This is a genomic window from Sphingomonas sp. GW821-FHT02B09 (assembly GCF_059421875.1).
Map to the genome: position 1 here is coordinate 360,354 of NZ_JBWKVV010000001.1, position 16,673 is coordinate 377,026.

General features: G+C 67.5%; 16 protein-coding genes and 1 tRNA gene. 12 read left to right on the forward strand and 5 right to left on the reverse strand.

Annotated elements, in window-relative coordinates; genetic code table 11:
• Positions 1-39: 39 nt before the first annotated feature.
• Positions 40-207: a Flp family type IVb pilin gene (locus tag AC07U4_RS01645; protein ID WP_038666264.1), complete on the reverse strand. Its 168-nt coding sequence runs from the start codon at positions 205-207 to the stop codon at positions 40-42.
• Between the two features lie 123 nt (positions 208-330).
• Complete coding sequence (locus AC07U4_RS01650) at positions 331-531, reverse strand: Flp family type IVb pilin (protein ID WP_495194206.1); 201 nt, start codon at positions 529-531, stop codon at positions 331-333.
• A 31-nt stretch (positions 532-562) separates the two neighbouring features.
• On the opposite strand from AC07U4_RS01650, the gene AC07U4_RS01655 reads away from it, so the two are divergent.
• Positions 563-1,009 (forward strand): (deoxy)nucleoside triphosphate pyrophosphohydrolase, encoded by a 447-nt coding sequence (locus tag AC07U4_RS01655; protein WP_495194207.1) that lies wholly within the window; start codon positions 563-565, stop codon positions 1,007-1,009.
• 42 nt (positions 1,010-1,051) lie between these two features.
• A tRNA-Cys gene (locus AC07U4_RS01660) sits at positions 1,052-1,125 on the forward strand.
• Between the two features lie 7 nt (positions 1,126-1,132).
• Here AC07U4_RS01660 and AC07U4_RS01665 read toward each other — a convergent pair.
• Complete coding sequence (locus AC07U4_RS01665; protein WP_137897860.1) at positions 1,133-1,477, reverse strand: hypothetical protein; 345 nt, start codon at positions 1,475-1,477, stop codon at positions 1,133-1,135.
• A 156-nt stretch (positions 1,478-1,633) separates the two neighbouring features.
• On the opposite strand from AC07U4_RS01665, the gene AC07U4_RS01670 reads away from it, so the two are divergent.
• From AC07U4_RS01670 to AC07U4_RS01705, 8 genes are all read left to right on the forward strand, one after another.
• On the forward strand, positions 1,634-2,314 hold the full coding sequence (locus tag AC07U4_RS01670) for a protein-L-isoaspartate O-methyltransferase family protein (RefSeq protein WP_495194208.1): 681 nt from the start codon (positions 1,634-1,636) through the stop codon (positions 2,312-2,314).
• Between the two features lie 18 nt (positions 2,315-2,332).
• Positions 2,333-3,838 (forward strand): TolC family outer membrane protein, encoded by a 1,506-nt coding sequence (locus AC07U4_RS01675; protein WP_495194209.1) that lies wholly within the window; start codon positions 2,333-2,335, stop codon positions 3,836-3,838.
• Between the two features lie 40 nt (positions 3,839-3,878).
• Positions 3,879-4,424, forward strand: a complete 546-nt coding sequence (locus tag AC07U4_RS01680) for a DUF2497 domain-containing protein (RefSeq protein ID WP_495194994.1) — start codon at positions 3,879-3,881, stop codon at positions 4,422-4,424.
• Between the two features lie 118 nt (positions 4,425-4,542).
• On the forward strand, positions 4,543-6,579 hold the full coding sequence (locus AC07U4_RS01685; protein ID WP_495194210.1) for a prolyl oligopeptidase family serine peptidase: 2,037 nt from the start codon (positions 4,543-4,545) through the stop codon (positions 6,577-6,579).
• 50 nt (positions 6,580-6,629) lie between these two features.
• Positions 6,630-6,839 (forward strand): hypothetical protein, encoded by a 210-nt coding sequence (locus AC07U4_RS01690; protein WP_495194211.1) that lies wholly within the window; start codon positions 6,630-6,632, stop codon positions 6,837-6,839.
• The gene (locus AC07U4_RS01695) at positions 6,836-7,447 is read left to right on the forward strand and encodes an ATPase (protein ID WP_495194212.1); all 612 of its coding nucleotides are present in this window, start codon (positions 6,836-6,838) and stop codon (positions 7,445-7,447) included. Before AC07U4_RS01690 ends, AC07U4_RS01695 begins: the two co-directional genes overlap by 4 nt.
• A 22-nt stretch (positions 7,448-7,469) precedes the next feature.
• Entirely contained in the window at positions 7,470-10,160 is a 2,691-nt protein-coding gene (locus AC07U4_RS01700; RefSeq protein WP_495194213.1) for a valine--tRNA ligase, read from the forward strand.
• Positions 10,161-10,405: 245 nt separating this feature from the next.
• Positions 10,406-11,839, forward strand: coding sequence for an MATE family efflux transporter (locus tag AC07U4_RS01705; protein WP_495194214.1), 1,434 nt, complete (start codon positions 10,406-10,408; stop codon positions 11,837-11,839).
• 121 nt (positions 11,840-11,960) lie between these two features.
• Here the strand turns inward: AC07U4_RS01705 and AC07U4_RS01710 are convergent, their stop codons facing one another.
• Complete coding sequence (locus AC07U4_RS01710) at positions 11,961-12,845, reverse strand: diacylglycerol/lipid kinase family protein (RefSeq protein ID WP_495194215.1); 885 nt, start codon at positions 12,843-12,845, stop codon at positions 11,961-11,963.
• Between the two features lie 88 nt (positions 12,846-12,933).
• On the opposite strand from AC07U4_RS01710, the gene hemB reads away from it, so the two are divergent.
• Both hemB and AC07U4_RS01720 read left to right on the forward strand, forming a co-directional pair.
• Positions 12,934-13,926: a porphobilinogen synthase gene (hemB, locus tag AC07U4_RS01715; RefSeq protein ID WP_038659025.1), complete on the forward strand. Its 993-nt coding sequence runs from the start codon at positions 12,934-12,936 to the stop codon at positions 13,924-13,926.
• A complete protein-coding gene (locus AC07U4_RS01720) occupies positions 13,919-16,129 on the forward strand; it encodes a hypothetical protein (RefSeq protein WP_495194216.1) in 2,211 nt (736 codons plus the stop codon). Before hemB ends, AC07U4_RS01720 begins: the two co-directional genes overlap by 8 nt.
• Here AC07U4_RS01720 and AC07U4_RS01725 read toward each other — a convergent pair.
• Positions 16,126-16,629, reverse strand: a complete 504-nt coding sequence (locus AC07U4_RS01725; protein ID WP_495194217.1) for a hypothetical protein — start codon at positions 16,627-16,629, stop codon at positions 16,126-16,128. The two genes, AC07U4_RS01720 and AC07U4_RS01725, sit on opposite strands and share 4 nt — an antisense overlap.
• Positions 16,630-16,673 lie beyond the last annotated feature (44 nt).

The window sequence follows — 16,673 nt, forward strand, 5'->3', positions numbered from 1 at the left end:
TTCCGCCGCCCTTCGCATCGATCCTACCCGAAGGTGGGATCAGGTCGCCGACATGTTCGTCGACACGTTGTTGAACGTGGTCTTCAGCTTGTTGCCGAGGCCCTGCATCGCGGCGATCGCGGCGACGGCGATCAGCGCTGCGATCAGGCCGTATTCGATGGCGGTCGCGCCCTTGCTGTTCTTGATGAACTTGCGAATCGTCTGCATTCCGGTCTCCATAATCGACACTTCAGTCACCCGGCTGAACCGGTGAACCGGAGCAGCAGGGCGGACATAACCGGCGCAAGGTTGCTAAACGTTTAAACCAGTTTAGCTTTTTCGAGGGCCGGGTCAGCCGGCGTTGACCACTTTGGTGCTGACCTGCTGCCAGACATCGGTATTGGCCCGGGCGACCTGTTTGAGCGCGACGACCATGACGATGACGATCAGCGCGACGATCAGGCCGTATTCTACGGCGGTGGCGCCCCGCGAATCGCGCCGGAAATCGGCCGCCGCACGGCGTCGGCGGCGAGGGGGCGTATGGCCTGACATGGCCGATCAACTATCTGGAGAGATTTAAGGAATGGCTGACGACAGGTCCGAAACGACGCCGATGCCGGTGCGACTGATGCCGGTCGTCGCGGCGGCGTTGATCGACGCCGACGGTCGGGTGTTGCTCCAGCGCCGGCCGCCCGGCAAGCAGATGGCGGACCTGTGGGAGTTTCCCGGCGGCAAGATCGAGCCCGGCGAGGCGCCCGAGGCCGCACTCGTCCGCGAGCTGGACGAGGAATTGGCGATCACCGTCGATCCGGCGGCGCTGGTGCCGCTGACCTTCGCCAGCGCCGGGCTCGGCGAGCGGCACCTGCTCTTGCTGCTCTACGTCGTACGCCGCTGGCAGGGCGTTCCGCAGGCGCTGGAGGCGACGGCGCTCGCCTGGGTCAAGCCCGCGGCGATGCGGTCGCTGGCGATGCCGCCCGCCGACGTGCCGCTGGTGGCGATGCTGGAGCGTTTCCTGCAAATCGGCGGTTGACGGTCCGGCCAAAACCGATCATCAGCCGCCCTCCCGCGTCGAGGCCCGATGGCGGAGTGGTGACGCAGAGGACTGCAAATCCTTGCACCCGGGTTCGATTCCCGGTCGGGCCTCCAATCTCCGTTATGCGGTTTCCGACATCTTCACCCGCGCCGCATCGCGCGGCAGCAGCATCGGCCGCATCCGCAGGCCGAGGCAGATCACCGTCGGCCAGAAGAGCGTGTTGAGGACGTCCGAGGTCGTATCCTCCCAGCGCCACGAGCCGAAGTTCAGTCGGTCCATCACCTCGTTGAACGCCTCGGCGAGGACGACGAACGACCAGGGCACGAAGCTGCCGAGCGAGCGGCGGGTGAGCAGCCGGGCGATCATCAGCACCGCCATACCGGCGTGGATGTGGAGGATCGTATCGGGAAGGCCGGTGCCATCGCCGATCCAGTCGATGAATTTGTGATAGGTCGCAGGAAGCATACGGCGCCTCATACGGACTGTGCCCGATGCTGGCCATCCGTTCCGCCGCACGGCAATACGCCTGCGTCCGCTTGGCGCGACGCATCGCGCGCGATACAAGCCGGTCTATCACGAAGTGTATTGCGCAGCTAATACGGTTGTGCGAGAGGGATCAGCATGAATATCAGCGTCGACACCATCCAGCACGATTCCACCGATCTGGCGGTGATGCGGCAGGCGATGGTCGCCAGCCAGCTGCGCACCAACGCGGTCAGCGACCAGCGCGTGCTGGTGGCGATGAACACCGTGCCGCGCGAAATGTTCGTCCCCGCCGAATCGCGCCGTCTCGCCTATCGCGACACCGCGCTGCCGGTCGGCGGCGGCCGTGCGATCAACCTGCCGATGGTCACCGGGCGGCTGCTGACCGAAGCCTATCTGGAGAAGGGCGACCGCGTGCTGCTGATCGGCGCGGCGGGCGGCTATACCGCGGCGCTGCTCGCGCAGATCGTCGCCGAGGTGATCGCGGTCGAGCAGGACCCGGCGCTCGTCGCGCTGGCCCGCGAAGGGCTGGCCGGAACGCCGAACGTCACCCTCGTCGAGGGACCGCTCACCGCCGGCCATTCCGACGGCGCGCCGTATGACGTGCTGATCGTCGACGGCGCGGTCGAGCATCTGCCCGAGGCGCTGGTCGATCAGATCAAGACGGGCGGCCGCGTCGTCACCGGGCTGACCGAACATGGCGTGATCCGGCTCGCCAGCGGTCGCAAGACCGAAGGCGGGTTCGGACTGTCGCCGTTCCTCGACTGCGATTGCGTCGTGCTGCCCGGCTTCGCGACGCCGCAGGGTTTCAAGTTCTAGACAATGATAAACGGGGGGATGATGCGGGGATTGTTGCTGGGGGGCGCGGCGCTGCTGGGGGTTGCCGCGCCGGCGAGCGCGGAGACGCTGCGCGAGGCGCTGGCCAAGGCCTATGCATCGAACCCGACGCTGACCGGGCAGCGCGCCGCGCAGCGCGCGACCGACGAAAACGTGCCGATCGCCCGGTCGAACGGTATCCCGGGCGTCAACGTGTCCGGGTCGCTCACCGACAATTTCCTGCAGGCGAACAACAACTTCGCCAATCCGGAGCGGACCGCGGCGGGATCGCTCAATTTGTCGGTGCCGATCTTTCAGGGCGGTGCCGTGAAGAACGCGGTGCGCGCCGCCGAGACGCGTGTCGATGCCGGCCGCGCGACGCTGCGCGGTACCGAGGCGAGCACCTTCACCAACGTCGTCGCGGCCTATATGAACGTGATCCGCGACGAGGCGATCACCTCGCTCAACCAGCAGAACGTGCGGGTGCTCGAGGTCAATTTGCGCGCGAGCCGCGACCGCTTCCAGGTCGGCGACCTGACGCGCACCGATGTCGCCCAGTCCGAGGCGCGGCTGGCGCTGGCCCGCGCACAATTGCAGCAGGCGGAGGCGCAGCTGATCTCCAGCCGCGAGACCTATATCCAGATCGTCGGCACGCCACCGGTCGCGCTCGAAGAGCCGCCGGCGCTGCCCAATCTGCCCACTGCACCCGATGCGGCGATGAGCGTCGCGCTCAACAACAATCCCAACCTGATCGCCGCGCGGCGTCAGGCGGATGCGACGCGCTATGACGTGAACGTCGCGCGCGCCAACCGGCTGCCGCGCCTGTCGGTCGTCGCGGGGCCGAACTATTTCAACTATCTCCAGACGCTTCCCGCCGGTTCGGGCTTGCCCAATTCGGGCACCGCCGCATCAGCAGGTCTCCAGGTCACGCTGCCGCTGTTCCAGGGCGGGCGCCCCGCGGCGCAGATCCGTCAGGCCGAGGCACTGCGCGGCCAGTCGCTGGAGAACGTCACCGCGACCGAGCGCGCGGTGATCTCGCAGGTGCGGTCGGCCTATGCGGTCTGGCAATCGTCGCAGCAGGTGATCGCCTCGTCGGAGACGGCGGTGAATGCCAACAAGTTGAGCCTCGAAGGCGTGCGCGCCGAGAACAGCGTCGGCACGCGCACGATCCTCGACATCCTCAACGCCGAACAGGAGTTGCTCAACAGCCAGGTGACGCTGGTGAGCGCACGCCGCGACGCCTATGTCGCCGGCTTCGCGCTGCTCGCCGCGATGGGCAATGCCGAGGCGCGCGACCTCGGCCTCGACGGGGGCGCGCTGTACGATCCGACCGTCAACTACAAGCGCGTGCGCAACCGGATCAGCGACTACGGCAGCGACGGCGAGCCGGTTCCGGTGGGGGTATCGACCGCGCAGACGCCGGCACAAAATGCTGCCGTTGCGAAGCCGAGCGACCCTTTGCTCAACACGCCGGTTGACAGGAGCCCCGGTCTGACGACAGGTGCTGCATCGCCAAGCCGCCAATAACGGCGTCGAAAAGGGTAGGGACGTCAGGATCATGGGGGATATGAGCGCGGAGCCGTCGATGGAAGAGATCCTGTCGTCGATCAAACGGATCATCGCCGAGGAAGGCGAGGGGACGCAGGCGCGCTCGCGCCGGACCCGCACGCAGCCCCAGCCGATCGAGTCGGAAGCGGCAGAAGTGCTCGAGCTGAGCGATCCGATGCCGTCGCTACATGCGCCGATCCCGGAGCCGCAGCCGCAGCCGCATTTCGAACCCGAGCCCGACGTCGAGCCGGTGCCCGCCCCGCGTGCCCAGGCACAACCGCAACCCGCCCCTTCGCCGCAACCGACGCGCGCCGCAGCCGTTCAGACGCCGATGTCCGAGGAACCGATCCTGTCCAACCGTGCCGCCGCCGCCAGCCTTGGCTCGCTGGAAACGCTGAGCAAACTGCTCGTCAAGCCCGAGCCCGAAAGCGAAGGCACGCTGGAGGGTCTGGTACGCGAGATGCTGCGCCCGATGCTGCGCGAGTGGCTCGACGCGCATCTGCCCGAGATGGTCGAAACGATGGTCGCGCGCGAGATCGCCAAGATCACTTCGCAGATGCGCTGAGGGTTCCCTTCGATCACTATGCGTCATCCCCGCTTTGGCGGGGATGACGGTTGATGGCGGATAGGCGGTAGCCGACGACCCGTTGCTCCGCCGCGGACTTCTGCCTAACCTGCCGCGCATGAGAACCCTGTTCGCCGCGAGCCTGCTCGCCACCGTCGCGGTCATCGCCGCACCCGCCGCCGCCCGCCAGCTCACCATCGACGATGTCGCCTCGCTCAGCCGGATCGGTGCGCCGACCGTTTCCGCGGATGGCAAATGGATGGTCTGGGCGCAACGCGAGACCGATCTCGCCGCGAATCGCGGACGCTACGACCTCTGGCGGCTCGACCTGTCGCGCAAGGGCGCCGAGCCCGAGCCGCTGGTCGCCGAGCCCGAGGTCAACGAGAACGATCCGCAGATCGTCGGCGGCATCGTCTATTTCAGTTCCAACAAGGGCGGCGACGATGCGATCTGGTCGGTGCCGGTTGCCGGCGGCGCGCCGCGCAAGCTGACCGGCTTCCAGGGCGGGTTCGGCGGCTTCAAGGTCGCGCCGACCGCGGATCGCATCCTCGTCTGGGCGGACCGCAAGCCCAATGCACCGAGCCTCGCCCCGGCGATCGAGAAGAAGGACCCGCAGGCTGGCGAGGGCCGCGTCTACGACAAATTGTTCGTGCGGCACTGGGATACATGGGTCGACGGCAGCCATTCGCAGCTCTTCGTCCTGCCATTGACTGCCGCGGGCGCGCCGGGCGACGGCGTGGCGATCGAACACGGCCTCGATGGCGACGCCCCCTCGCGCCCGTTCGGCGGCGGCGAGGAAGTGTCGTGGAGTGCCGACGGCAAGACCGTCTATTTCGCGTTGCGCATTGCCGGCACCACCGAGCCGCTGTCGACCAATCTCGATATCTGGTCTGCGCCCGCCGACGGGTCGGCCGCGCCGGTCAATCTGACCCCCGCCAACCGCGCCACCGACACGCTGCCGACGGTTTCGCCTGACGGCCACAGTCTTGCCTGGGTGGCGATGAAGCGGCCCGGCTTCGAGGCGGACCGGCAGGTGCTGATGCTGCGCGATCTCGCCAGCGGGCAGGTGCGTGCGCTGACCGAAAGCTGGGACCGGTCGGTATCCTCAATCGCCTGGTCGCCGGATTCGAAGAGGATCTACGTCACCGCGCAGGACACGCAGGAAAACCCACTGTTCGCGGTCGACCCGGCGAGCGGCAAGGTGACGCGGCTGACGCAGCAGGGCCATGTCTCCGCGGTGGCGGCGACACCGAAGGGCGCGGTGGTCGCGCTCAACAGCCTGACCGCACCCGACGATTTCTACGCCGTCGCCAGCAATGGCAAGCCCGCGCGACTGACCCAGGTGAACGCCGCAAAGCTCGCCGGCATCGATATGCCGGGCGTGACGCGCTTCAGCTTCACCGGCGCGAACAATGATACGGTCTGGGGCTATGCGGTCAGGCCGGCGGGCAGCACCGGTAAGGTGCCGGTCGCCTTCATGGTCCACGGCGGCCCGCAGGGATCGAGCGACAATAGTTGGTCGTATCGCTGGAATCCGGCGGTATTTGCCGGCGCCGGCTATGGGCTGGTCGCGGTCGATTTCCACGGCAGCACCGGTTACGGCCAGGCGTTCACCGACGCAATCAGCAACAATTGGGGCGGCTGGCCGCTCGACGATCTCAAGGCGGGGCTCGAGGCCGCGACCGGCAAATTCGACTGGCTCGACGGCGACCGGGCCTGCGCGCTCGGCGCGTCGTACGGCGGCTATATGATGAACTGGATCGAGGGCCAGTGGCCCGATCGCTTCAAGTGTATCGTCCAGCACGACGGCGTCTTCGATGCGCGCGCCATGGCCTATGAGACCGAGGAATTGTGGTTCGACGAATGGGAACACGGCGGCAAGGCCTATTACGAGGACCCCGCCGCATTCGAGAAATGGAACCCGGTCAATTACGTCCAGAACTGGAAGACGCCGCAGCTCGTCATCACCGGCGAGAAGGACTTCCGCATTCCCTATACGCAGGGGATCGCCGCCTTCACCGCGCTCCAGCGCCGCGGCATCCCGTCGCGCCTGCTGGTCAATCCGAACGAGAACCATTGGGTGCTGAAGCCCAACAATTCGCGGCAATGGTATCGCGAGGTGCTCGGCTGGATGGACCGCTGGACGGCGAAGTAACTGGCGGTGGCGCGGCTGCGGACCTATATTGACAGCAACGGAGGCGCGGTATGAAGGTCGAGATCGTCAAGGATGGCATCGATGCGGGCCAGCCGGGCAAGGCCCGCTATCGCACAGTGGAGGCGGACGGCGCGCCGATGCGTGTTCGCGTGATCGATGCCGATAGCCCGAGCTTCGCGGCGGACTTTCAGGCGGCGTTTCGCGCGAACGTCCGCCGCATCCGCCGTGACGGCCGGGCATTGGACCTCGCCGCCGAATGAGCGGGACGGTCAGGGCTGCCCTGCGGCCCCGACTGTGGATCGTTGCCGGCCCGAACGGGTGCGGCAAGAGTTCCGCCTATGATCGCAGCGATGTCGAGGAATTTGGGGGATCGGTGTGGATCATCAACCCCGATCTGCTGACCGCACGCATCGTCGCCGTCGAGGAGCTGCCATCCGCTGAGGCCAATCTCGCGGCGGTGACGCGGATCGAACAATGGCTGGATGCCTCGATCGACGCCTATCAGACGATCGGCGTGGAGACCGTTCTATCGACGCCCAAATATCGCCGGCTGGTCGATAAGGCGCGGGCTCGCGGTTTCAAGATACGCCTGATCTATGTGTTCGTGTCCTCGGCGGAGATCCAGATGGAGCGGATCGCTCTGCGGGTCGCCAAAGGCGGGCATGACGTTCCCGAAGCGAAGGTCCGCGAACGTCGCACGCGATCGTTCGAGCAACTCGGCTGGTTCCTTCGTGCGGCGGATGCCGCCTGGCTGTTCGACAATTCGGGCGCCGAGCCGAAGCTGGTCGGCCGCAAACGGGGCGAACTGCTGCAACTCAGCGACGCCGTACCCGCGGAGATCATGGAACGGCTGACTTCTCAGGCCTGATCCTTGAGGCTACAGCCCCGGCATGACCGAGCTTTCCAAGACCTTCGACCCCGCCGCCATCGAGACCCGCTGGTATCAGCATTGGGAGGCGAACGGCCTGTTCCGCCCCGACCGGCCGAACGCCGAGCCGTGGACGATCGTCAACCCGCCGCCCAACGTCACCGGCTCGCTGCATATCGGCCATGCGCTCGACAATACGCTGCAGGACATCCTGACGCGGCATGCGCGGCTCAAGGGCAAGGACGCGCTGTGGGTGGTCGGCACCGACCATGCCGGCATCGCGACGCAGATGGTCGTCGAGCGGCAGATGGCCGCCAAAAGCGAGAAACGTACCGACTTCAGCCGCGAGGACTTCGTCGCCAAGGTCTGGGACTGGAAGGCGGAGAGCGGCGGCGAGATCACCCGCCAGCTGCGCCGGCTCGGCTGTTCGATGGACTGGGCCAACGAACGCTTTACGATGGACGAGGGCTTTTCGAAGGCCGTGCTCAAGGTGTTCGTCGAGCTGCATCGGCAGGGCCTGCTCTATCGCGACAAGCGGCTGGTCAACTGGGACCCCGGCCTCGGCACCGCGATCAGCGATCTCGAGGTCGAGACCAAGGAGATCGCGGGCAAATTCTGGCATCTGCGCTACCCGCTCGCCGACGGCTCGGGTTTCATCGAGGTCGCGACGACGCGGCCCGAGACGATGCTCGCCGACATGGCGGTGGCGGTGAACCCCGAGGATGCGCGCTATACCGCCTTGGTCGGCAAGCAGGTGAAGCTGCCGATCACCGGCCGGCTGATCCCGATCGTCGCCGACGACCATGCCGATCCGGCGCTCGGGTCTGGCGCGGTCAAGATCACGCCGGGGCATGACTTCAACGACTTCGAGGTCGGCCGTCGCGCCGGGATCGAGGCGCGCGACATGCTCAATATGCTCGATGCCAAGGCGCAGGTCTGCCAGACCGCAGACGGGCTTATCCCGGCCGAGCTGATCGGGCTCGACCGGTTCGCGGCGCGCACGGCGATCGTCGAACGGCTCAAGGCCGAGGGCGTGTTGATCGCGCACGTCGACAAGGAGGGCGTCGAGCACGACGCCGAGCCGCGCACAATCCAGACGCCGTACGGCGACCGGTCCGGCGTGGTGATCGAGCCGTGGCTGACCGACCAATGGTATGTCGACGCCAAGACGCTGGCGCAGCCGGCGATCGAGGCGGTGAAGTCCGGCGCGATCAAAATGGTGCCGAAGAGCTGGGAAAAGACGTTCTTCAACTGGATGGACAATATCCAGCCGTGGTGCGTCTCGCGCCAGCTCTGGTGGGGGCATCAGATCCCGGCGTGGTTCGACGCCGACGGCAAGGCCTATGTTGCCGAGACCGAGGAGGCCGCGCAGGCGCAGGCCGGGGCGGGCGTCGCGCTGACCCGCGATCCCGATGTGCTCGACACGTGGTTCTCCTCCGCGCTGTGGCCGTTCGCGACGCTCGGCTGGCCGGAGACCGACGACCCGACGCTCGGCGGGCGTTACCCCAATGACGTACTGATCTCGGGCTTCGACATCCTGTTCTTCTGGGATGCGCGGATGATGATGCAGGGCCTGCACTTCATGCAGGAAGTGCCGTTCAAGACGCTGTATCTGCATGGGCTGGTCCGTGCCGCCGATGGCGCCAAGATGTCCAAGTCGAAGGGCAATACCGTCGATCCGCTCGGCCTGATCGACAGGTACGGCGCCGATGCCTTGCGCTTCTTCATGGCGGCGATGGAGAGCCAGGGCCGCGACATCAAGATGGATGAGAAGCGCGTCGAGGGCTATCGCAACTTCGCGACCAAGCTGTGGAACGCCAGCCGCTTCGCGCAGGCGAACGGCATCGGCGGCTCGACACCGGGCAAGGCGCCCGCGGCGACGCTGGCGGTCAACCAGTGGATCATCGGCGAGACGATCGCGACGGTGCAGGCGATGGACCTCGCGCTCGCCGACCTGCGCTTCGACGCGGCGGCGGAGGCGATCTACCAGTTCGTCTGGAACCGCTTCTGCGACTGGTATCTCGAGCTTATCAAGCCGACGCTCGGCGAGGATGGGGTGACGTATCCGGAGCATGCCGTCGAGACGCGCGCGGTGGCGGGCTGGGTGCTCGACCAGATCCTCGTCCTGCTGCACCCGTTCATGCCGTTCATCACCGAAGAGCTGTGGCATGCGATGGCGCCGCGCGAGCATGATCTGATCGTCGCGCAATGGCCGCTGGTCGACGGCGAGCATATCGATGCCGAGGCGATGGCGGATATCGCGTGGCGCATCCGCCTGATCGGTGAGGTGCGCACCGCCAAGAACGAGCTCGGCATCGCGCCGGGCACGCAGCTCACCGCCTATGTCCGCGAGGCCGACGCGACGACGCAGCGGCGCGTCGACGGCGCCTATACCGCGCTGCGCAAGCTCGCGCGATTGCAGGAGGTGTCGTTCGCGCCTGCGCCGGCGGGAGCGGCGATCCAGTTGGTCGTCGACGAGGCGACCTATGTCATCCCGCTCGACGGCATCATCGATCTCGACGCCGAGCGCGCCCGCCTGACCAAGGCGATCGCCGCGGCGGCGAAGGAGCGCGACGCGCTGGCGGGACGGCTCGGCAATCCGAGCTTCGTCGAGCGCGCCAAGCCCGAGGCGGTGGAGAAGGCCAAGGCCGACCATGCCGACAAGGCGGCGGAGGCCGAGCGGCTGTCGGCGGCGCTTGCGCGGCTGGGGTAGGAGTCGGAACGGCGCCTCCCTCTCCCCGTCACCCCGGACTCGTTCCGGGGTCCACCGGGCCACAGGCGCGCGCTTAATTTCGGCCGTTCTCCCAGCCGCAGAGTGGACCCCGGAACGAGTCCGGGGTGACGAATCGTTCGTGAGAGGGCTCGACCCGACTGAACGATCGCCGCGTCTTCGCGGCGACGCGGTTATCGCGTAAAGCCGCGCGCTCGCAGATGCGAGTGCAGGAGGGGGCATCACGAATGGCGAGACCGCAACGCGACCTGACGTCCGGGCCGATCGGCAAGACGCTCCTGTTCTTCGCGCTCCCCACTCTGGGGTCGAGCGTGCTCCAGTCGATCAACGGCTCGATCAACGCAATCTGGATCGGCCAGCTGCTCGGCGAGCGCGCGCTGGCGGCGACGACCAATGCCGGGCTGGTCATGTTCCTGCTGGTGTCGGCGGTGTTCGGCTTCGGCATGGCGGCGACGATCCTGATCGGGCAGGCGATGGGCCGGCGCGATATCGACGGCGTCCGCCGCGTGGTCGGCACCGCCCACGGGCTGTTCGCGATCCTGTCGCTGCTCGTCGTCGCGGCCGGCTGGATGACCGCGCCGGCGATCCTCACCGCGCTGCGCACCCCGGCCGACGCCTATCCGCTGGCACTTTCCTATCTCCGGGTGATCTTCGTCGCGATGCCGACCAGCTTTCTGGCGGTGCTGCTCAGCATGGTGTTGCGCGGGGCAGGCGATTCGGTAACGCCGCTCAAGTTCATGGCGCTGGGCTCGCTGGTCGACGTGCTGCTCAATCCGCTGCTGATCCGCGGGGCGGGGCCGATCCCCGCACTCGGCATCGCCGGGTCGGCGACGGCGACCTTCATCGCCAATACCGTGTCGTTCGCGGCGCTGCTCGCCTATGTCTACCGCCGCGATCTCGTCGTGCGGCTACGCGGCGCGGAGTGGCGCTATCTGATCCCCGATCCGGCGCTGCTGCGGCCGATCGTCACCAAGGGCGTGCCGATGGGGTTGCAGATGCTGGTCGCGACCGGATCGGCGCTGGCGATGATCGGGCTGGTCAACGGTTACGGCACGACGACCACCGCCGCTTACGGCGCGGCGAGCCAGCTCTGGACCTATATCCAGATGCCGGCGATGTCGGTCGGCGCGGCGGTGAGCGCGATGGTCGCACAGAATATCGGCGCGGGCCGCTGGGACCGGGTGGCGCGGATCACGCGATCGGGACTGCTGCTCAACCTCGCGATGACCGCGGCATTGATCGTCGCGGTGGCGGTGCTGGACCGCGCCGCGCTGGGGCTGTTCCTCGGCAGCGATGCCGGCTCGATCGATCTCGCGGCGCATATCAACATCATCGGCTCGGCGAGCTTCCTGCTGTTCGGCGTCTCGATGGTACTGTCGGCGACGGTGCGCGCCAATGGGGCGGTGGTCGGGCCGCTGCTGATCCTGGCGGTCGCGCTCTTCCCGATCCGGCTCGGCCTGGCTTATGCCCTGCAACCGAGCTGGGGCGCCGACGCGATCTGGTGGAGCTTCCCGGCCGGCTCGGCGGCATCGATGGTGATGACGATCGCTTATTACCGCTACGGCAGCTGGCGTAAGGGGCAATTGCTACCCGCGGTCGAGGGCGAGGAGCACGCCAAGGCCGCCACCGAACCGACCGCCAAGCAGATGCCGGTGGGGTGATTTGCGCGCGAAGACGCGAAGGGGGCAGGCTCAGGGTAAACGGGGGGGGTTCGCATCGCTTGGCACAGCCCCCGCGTCTCGGCGCCTTAGAGCGAAGCCCGTTCCCCGCGTTCGCAGCAGATCACCCTGAGGCCGGTACCATCACCTCGATCACCCCGGGGGCGACCTCCGCCATCACCGGCGTATGTGCCAGCACCTCGCCGTCGATCGAGATCGGCAGCGACGGCTTGGTGTCGATGCGCAGCGACTTGCCCGAGAAGCTCACCGTATCCTGATGCCGCGATTCGTGGCCGAAGAAGCTCGCCGCCCAGTTCTTCACCAGCGTCCGCTTGTAGCGGCCGGTGACCGCCTGCACGACGATCTCGCCCGAATTGACCGAGGCTTCGTCGACCAGCCAGGTGCCGCCGTGATACGGCCCGTTGGAGATGCGCACCTCGACGACACGCATCGTCTTGGTCTCGTTGCCGTCGTCGACGGTCAGGATGAACGGCTTGAACCGCGCGAACTGCCAGCTCGCCCAGCCGAGATAGCCGATCCGGCCGAGCACCTTCTTGAGGCCGTGCGGCACCGTCTCGGCGATCTGGGGGCTGATCCCCATCGCCGCGCAATTGGCGAAATAGTCGCCGTCGATGCGGCCGAGGTCGATGCGCTTGCGCACGCCGGTGCGGATCGCCTCGATCGCGCCCTCGACGTCCATCGGCAGGCCGAGCGTACGCGCGAAACTGTTGGCGGTCCCGAGCGGCAGAACGCCGAGCACCACGTCGTGGCCGACGAGCAGGTCGACCAGCCCGCTGATCGTGCCGTCGCCGCCGCCGAGGATGACGAGCTGCGGTTTCTTGGCGAGCGCGTTGCGCACCGTCTCGACGAGGTCGTCGGGATTTTCCACGGCATGGGCATCGACGGGATAAGGTAGTCCGCTCAACGCCTTGCATGCCCGTTCGAACAGGGCCTGGCCCTTTCGCGACTTGGCGTTGACGATCAGAGCGGCGGACGTGAACTGGGTCATGGGGTTCCGATCGGTTACGGGCGCGCAACGCTTGGCAAGTGCGCCGCGATCCCTCAAAGCCAGCCTAACCCGTCAAGCAGGATGCGTCATGACCGCTGCCTATCCCGCGCTCCGTCTGCGCCGTACCCGTTCGAGCGGCTGGAGCCGCCGCCTCCATGCCGAAACCGTGCTGACCCCGGCCGATCTGATCTGGCCGATGTTCATCGTCGGGGGCGAGGGCGTCGAACAGCCGATCGACAGCCTGCCCGGCGTGTCGCGCTGGTCGGTCGACGGCATCGTCGCGCGGGCGAAGGAAGCGCACGATCTCGGCATCCCCTGCGTCGCGCTGTTTCCGTTCACGCCGGCGGAGCTCAAGACCGACGACGGGCGCGAGGCGCTCAACCCGGACAATCTGATGTGCCGTGCGATCCGCGCGATCAAAGATGCGGTGCCCGAGGTCGGCGTGCTGACCGACGTCGCGCTCGACCCCTATACCAGTCACGGCCATGACGGGCTGGTCGACGCGGCGGGTTATGTCGTCAACGATTCGACCGCGGACCTGCTGATCCAGCAGGCGCTCAACCAGGCGCGCGCCGGTGCCGACATCATCGCGCCGTCCGACATGATGGACGGCCGCATCGGCATGATCCGCAGCGCGCTTGAGGGCGAGGGTGCCCACAACGTCCAGATCATGAGCTATGCCGCCAAATATGCGAGCGGCTTCTACGGCCCGTTCCGCGACGCGGTCGGCAGCCGCGGACTGCTCAAGGGCGACAAGAAGACCTATCAGATGGACGCCTCGAACGCGGAAGAGGCGCTGCGCGAGGTCGCGCTCGACCTTGCCGAGGGCGCGGACAGCGTGATGGTCAAACCCGGCCTGCCCTATCTCGACATCATCGTGCGGGTGAAGACGCGCTTCGAGGTGCCGGTGTTCGCCTATCAGGTGTCGGGCGAATATGCGATGCTCGAGGCCTCGGTCGCCGCCGGCGCGGGCGAGCGCGACGCACTGGTGCTGGAGACGCTGATGGCGTTCAAGCGCGCCGGCTGTTCGGGCGTGCTGACCTATCACGCAGCGCATGCGGCGCGACTGCTGAATGGCTGAGCCAACGGAGGGCGCCATGCGCGCCTGCCGCATCACCTTCGTGGTCACGATCCTCACCGGATCGTTCCTGCTGTTCCTCGTCCAGCCGATGGTCGCGCGGATGGCGCTGCCGCGGCTCGGGGGCGCGCCCGCCGTGTGGAATTCGGCGATGCTCGTCTATCAGACGCTCCTGCTTGGGGGGTACGCCTATGCGCACGCGCTGGCGCGGGTCCGGCCGGGGTTGCAGGTGCTCATCCACCTCGGGGTGCTGCTGGTCGGCGCGGCATGGTTGCCGATCGGGCTCGCGTTGACCGGCAGCCCGGCGGGCGTCACCCCGGCGCTGTGGGTGCCGTGGCTGCTCGGTGCATCGATCGGACCATTGTTCTTCGCCGTCTCCGCGCAGGCGCCGCTGGTGCAACGTTGGTTCAGCATCGCGAGCCGCGAGGGCGATCCCTATGCGCTCTATGCGGCGTCCAACCTCGGCAGTTTCGGCGGGCTGATCGCTTATCCTCTGCTCGTCGAGCCGTTGCTCTCGCTGCGCCAGCAGAGCTGGCTATGGAGCGGCGGCTATGTGCTGTTGATCGTGCTGGTGATCGCCTGCGCGTTCCGCCTGCCGCGCGGGGCGAGCGCCGATGTCGCGCGGCCGACCAGCGCACCGGCGACGCGGCGACGGATAATGCACTGGGTCGCGCTGGCGCTGGTGCCGTCGGGGCTGATGCTCGCGACCTCGACCTATATCACCACCGATATCGTCGCGATGCCGTTGCTGTGGGTGCTGCCGCTCGGCCTCTATCTGCTCAGCTTCACGATCGCCTTCGCCGCCAACCGCGAGATCGCCGACCTGCTCACCCGGATCGCGCCGATCACCATCCTGATGTTCGGCGGGGTGATGATCGGCGGCTTCAACGAATCGCCGCTGGTCAATCTTACCATCGCGCTGACGTTGTTGTTCATGGCGTCGGTCGCGCTGCACACCCAGATGTACCGGCTGCGGCCCGAGCCAGACCGGCTGACCGGATTCTACCTCGCAATGGCGTTCGGCGGCGCGCTCGGCGGCGTGTTCGCCGGGCTGATCGCGCCGGTGGTGTTCGACTGGACCTATGAATATCCGATCCTGATCTTCGCGGCCGGGCTGCTCGTGCCGCAGGTGTTCCTGACGCACCGCATCCGCAGCCTGTGGACGACGCCGGCGAAGCGCCGCCTCGCTTATGCCGGCGTGGGGGCGATGCTGGTGCTGCTCACGGCGCTGACCTTCCGCGGGCCGGCGGCGCTGTTCGGCGAGGGGCATCAGGGGCTGACCTTCATCGGCATCGCGCTGATCGGGGTGATCTCAGTCGGTGCGCGCCTGTCCTATGCGATGATCCTGGCGGTGACGCTGGTGATCTTCGGCGGCTGGCGCGCGGTGGAGCTGTCGCTCGAACAGGGCGCGCGGACGCGCAGCTATTTCGGCGTCTACACGATCCGCGACGGGCGCGGCGTACGCGAGCTCGACCATGGCACGACGGTGCACGGTATCCAGTTCACCGGCAGTCCCGTCCTCGAACGGCTGCCGACGACCTATTACGCGCCACCCTCCGGCATCGGCCGCGCGATGGAGGCACTCGACGGACTGTACGGCCCGGCGACGCGGGTCGGGGTGGTCGGACTGGGGACCGGGACGCTCGCCTGCTATGCGCAGCCGGCGCAGCGCTGGCGCTTCTACGAGATCGATCCGGCGGTGGTGCGGATCGCGCGCGACACCGGCCAGTTCACCTATCTCAGGAACTGCCTGCCGCGCCCCGACATCCGTATCGGCGACGCCAGGATCAGCATCGAGGCGGATCGGCCGGCGAGCCTCGACCTGCTCGCGCTCGACGCCTTCTCGTCCGACGCGATCCCGATGCATCTGATGACGCGCGAGGCGTTCGCCGATTATGCGCGGGTGCTGCAACCCAAGGGGCTGCTGCTCGTCCATATCTCCAACCGCTTCCTCGATCTCGAGCCGGTCGTCGCCGCCGCGGCGCAGGCGGGCGGCTGGCAGGCCGCCAAGCTCTATTATCAACCCGAGCAGCCCACCCCCGTCGCCTCGCCGAGCCAGTGGATCGCGCTATCGCGGGACCCGGCGACGATGCGCGCGCTGGGCAAGGCGGATGCGAGCTGGGTGCCGCTCACCCCGCGCACCGGCTTCGTCGCTTGGACCGACGATTATTCGACGATCCTGCCGCTGCTCAAGTGGCGTCGCTAGGCGGCGGGCAGCATCGCCTGCAGCCGGTCGATCGTGGAACTCTGTCGATCCGCCTCGGCGACGATCCGTTCGCGCAGCGTGGCGAGTGCGGGATAGGCGGGGGCGAGCGCCGCGGCACGGTCGGTCGCCGCCCGGTCCAGATCGGTGAGCAGCGACGAGGTCTGCGCCCGCCAGTCGTCCAGTCCGGCCAGCGCCGATTGCGCATCGAGCCAGGCGTCGCTGCCGACGCCTTTGCCCCGCGCGCGGCCGGCGGCGGCGTCGGCCTTGGCGGCATCGCTGCCGTACCCCTTGGCGATCGTATCGAGCGTGCGCTGCCAGTCGGCGATCTTCGCATCGAGCGCCGGATCGGGCTTGGCTTCGACGATCGCGACCGCCGGCTCGGCGAAGCCCAGTTTCTCCACTGCACGCGGGGCCAGCGAGGGATAGGGCGTCGCATCATGCGCGCAGCCGGCGAGCGGGAGGAGGACGAGCACGGATGCGAGCAGGGGGGCGGTTTTCATGCCATCGGTCTATGCGCGCACAGAAAATGGCGCAACGCACTTGC

Excerpts from the sequence above, each read along its gene's own strand:
- AC07U4_RS01685 (WP_495194210.1), top strand. The coding sequence starts at position 4,543 with ATGAGAACCCTGTTCGCCGCGAGCCTGCTCGCCACCGTCGCGGTCATC.
- AC07U4_RS01710 (WP_495194215.1), bottom strand. The coding sequence starts at position 12,845 with ATGACCCAGTTCACGTCCGCCGCTCTGATCGTCAACGCCAAGTCGCGA.
- AC07U4_RS01670 (WP_495194208.1), top strand. The coding sequence starts at position 1,634 with ATGAATATCAGCGTCGACACCATCCAGCACGATTCCACCGATCTGGCG.
- hemB (WP_038659025.1), top strand. The coding sequence starts at position 12,934 with ATGACCGCTGCCTATCCCGCGCTCCGTCTGCGCCGTACCCGTTCGAGC.
- AC07U4_RS01695 (WP_495194212.1), top strand. The coding sequence starts at position 6,836 with ATGAGCGGGACGGTCAGGGCTGCCCTGCGGCCCCGACTGTGGATCGTT.
- AC07U4_RS01650 (WP_495194206.1), bottom strand. The coding sequence starts at position 531 with ATGTCAGGCCATACGCCCCCTCGCCGCCGACGCCGTGCGGCGGCCGAT.
- AC07U4_RS01700 (WP_495194213.1), top strand. The coding sequence starts at position 7,470 with ATGACCGAGCTTTCCAAGACCTTCGACCCCGCCGCCATCGAGACCCGC.
- AC07U4_RS01665 (WP_137897860.1), bottom strand. The coding sequence starts at position 1,477 with ATGCTTCCTGCGACCTATCACAAATTCATCGACTGGATCGGCGATGGC.
- AC07U4_RS01675 (WP_495194209.1), top strand. The coding sequence starts at position 2,333 with ATGATGCGGGGATTGTTGCTGGGGGGCGCGGCGCTGCTGGGGGTTGCC.
- AC07U4_RS01720 (WP_495194216.1), top strand. The coding sequence starts at position 13,919 with ATGGCTGAGCCAACGGAGGGCGCCATGCGCGCCTGCCGCATCACCTTC.
- AC07U4_RS01645 (WP_038666264.1), bottom strand. The coding sequence starts at position 207 with ATGCAGACGATTCGCAAGTTCATCAAGAACAGCAAGGGCGCGACCGCC.
- AC07U4_RS01680 (WP_495194994.1), top strand. The coding sequence starts at position 3,879 with ATGAGCGCGGAGCCGTCGATGGAAGAGATCCTGTCGTCGATCAAACGG.
- AC07U4_RS01655 (WP_495194207.1), top strand. The coding sequence starts at position 563 with ATGGCTGACGACAGGTCCGAAACGACGCCGATGCCGGTGCGACTGATG.
- AC07U4_RS01705 (WP_495194214.1), top strand. The coding sequence starts at position 10,406 with ATGGCGAGACCGCAACGCGACCTGACGTCCGGGCCGATCGGCAAGACG.
- AC07U4_RS01725 (WP_495194217.1), bottom strand. The coding sequence starts at position 16,629 with ATGAAAACCGCCCCCCTGCTCGCATCCGTGCTCGTCCTCCTCCCGCTC.
- AC07U4_RS01690 (WP_495194211.1), top strand. The coding sequence starts at position 6,630 with ATGAAGGTCGAGATCGTCAAGGATGGCATCGATGCGGGCCAGCCGGGC.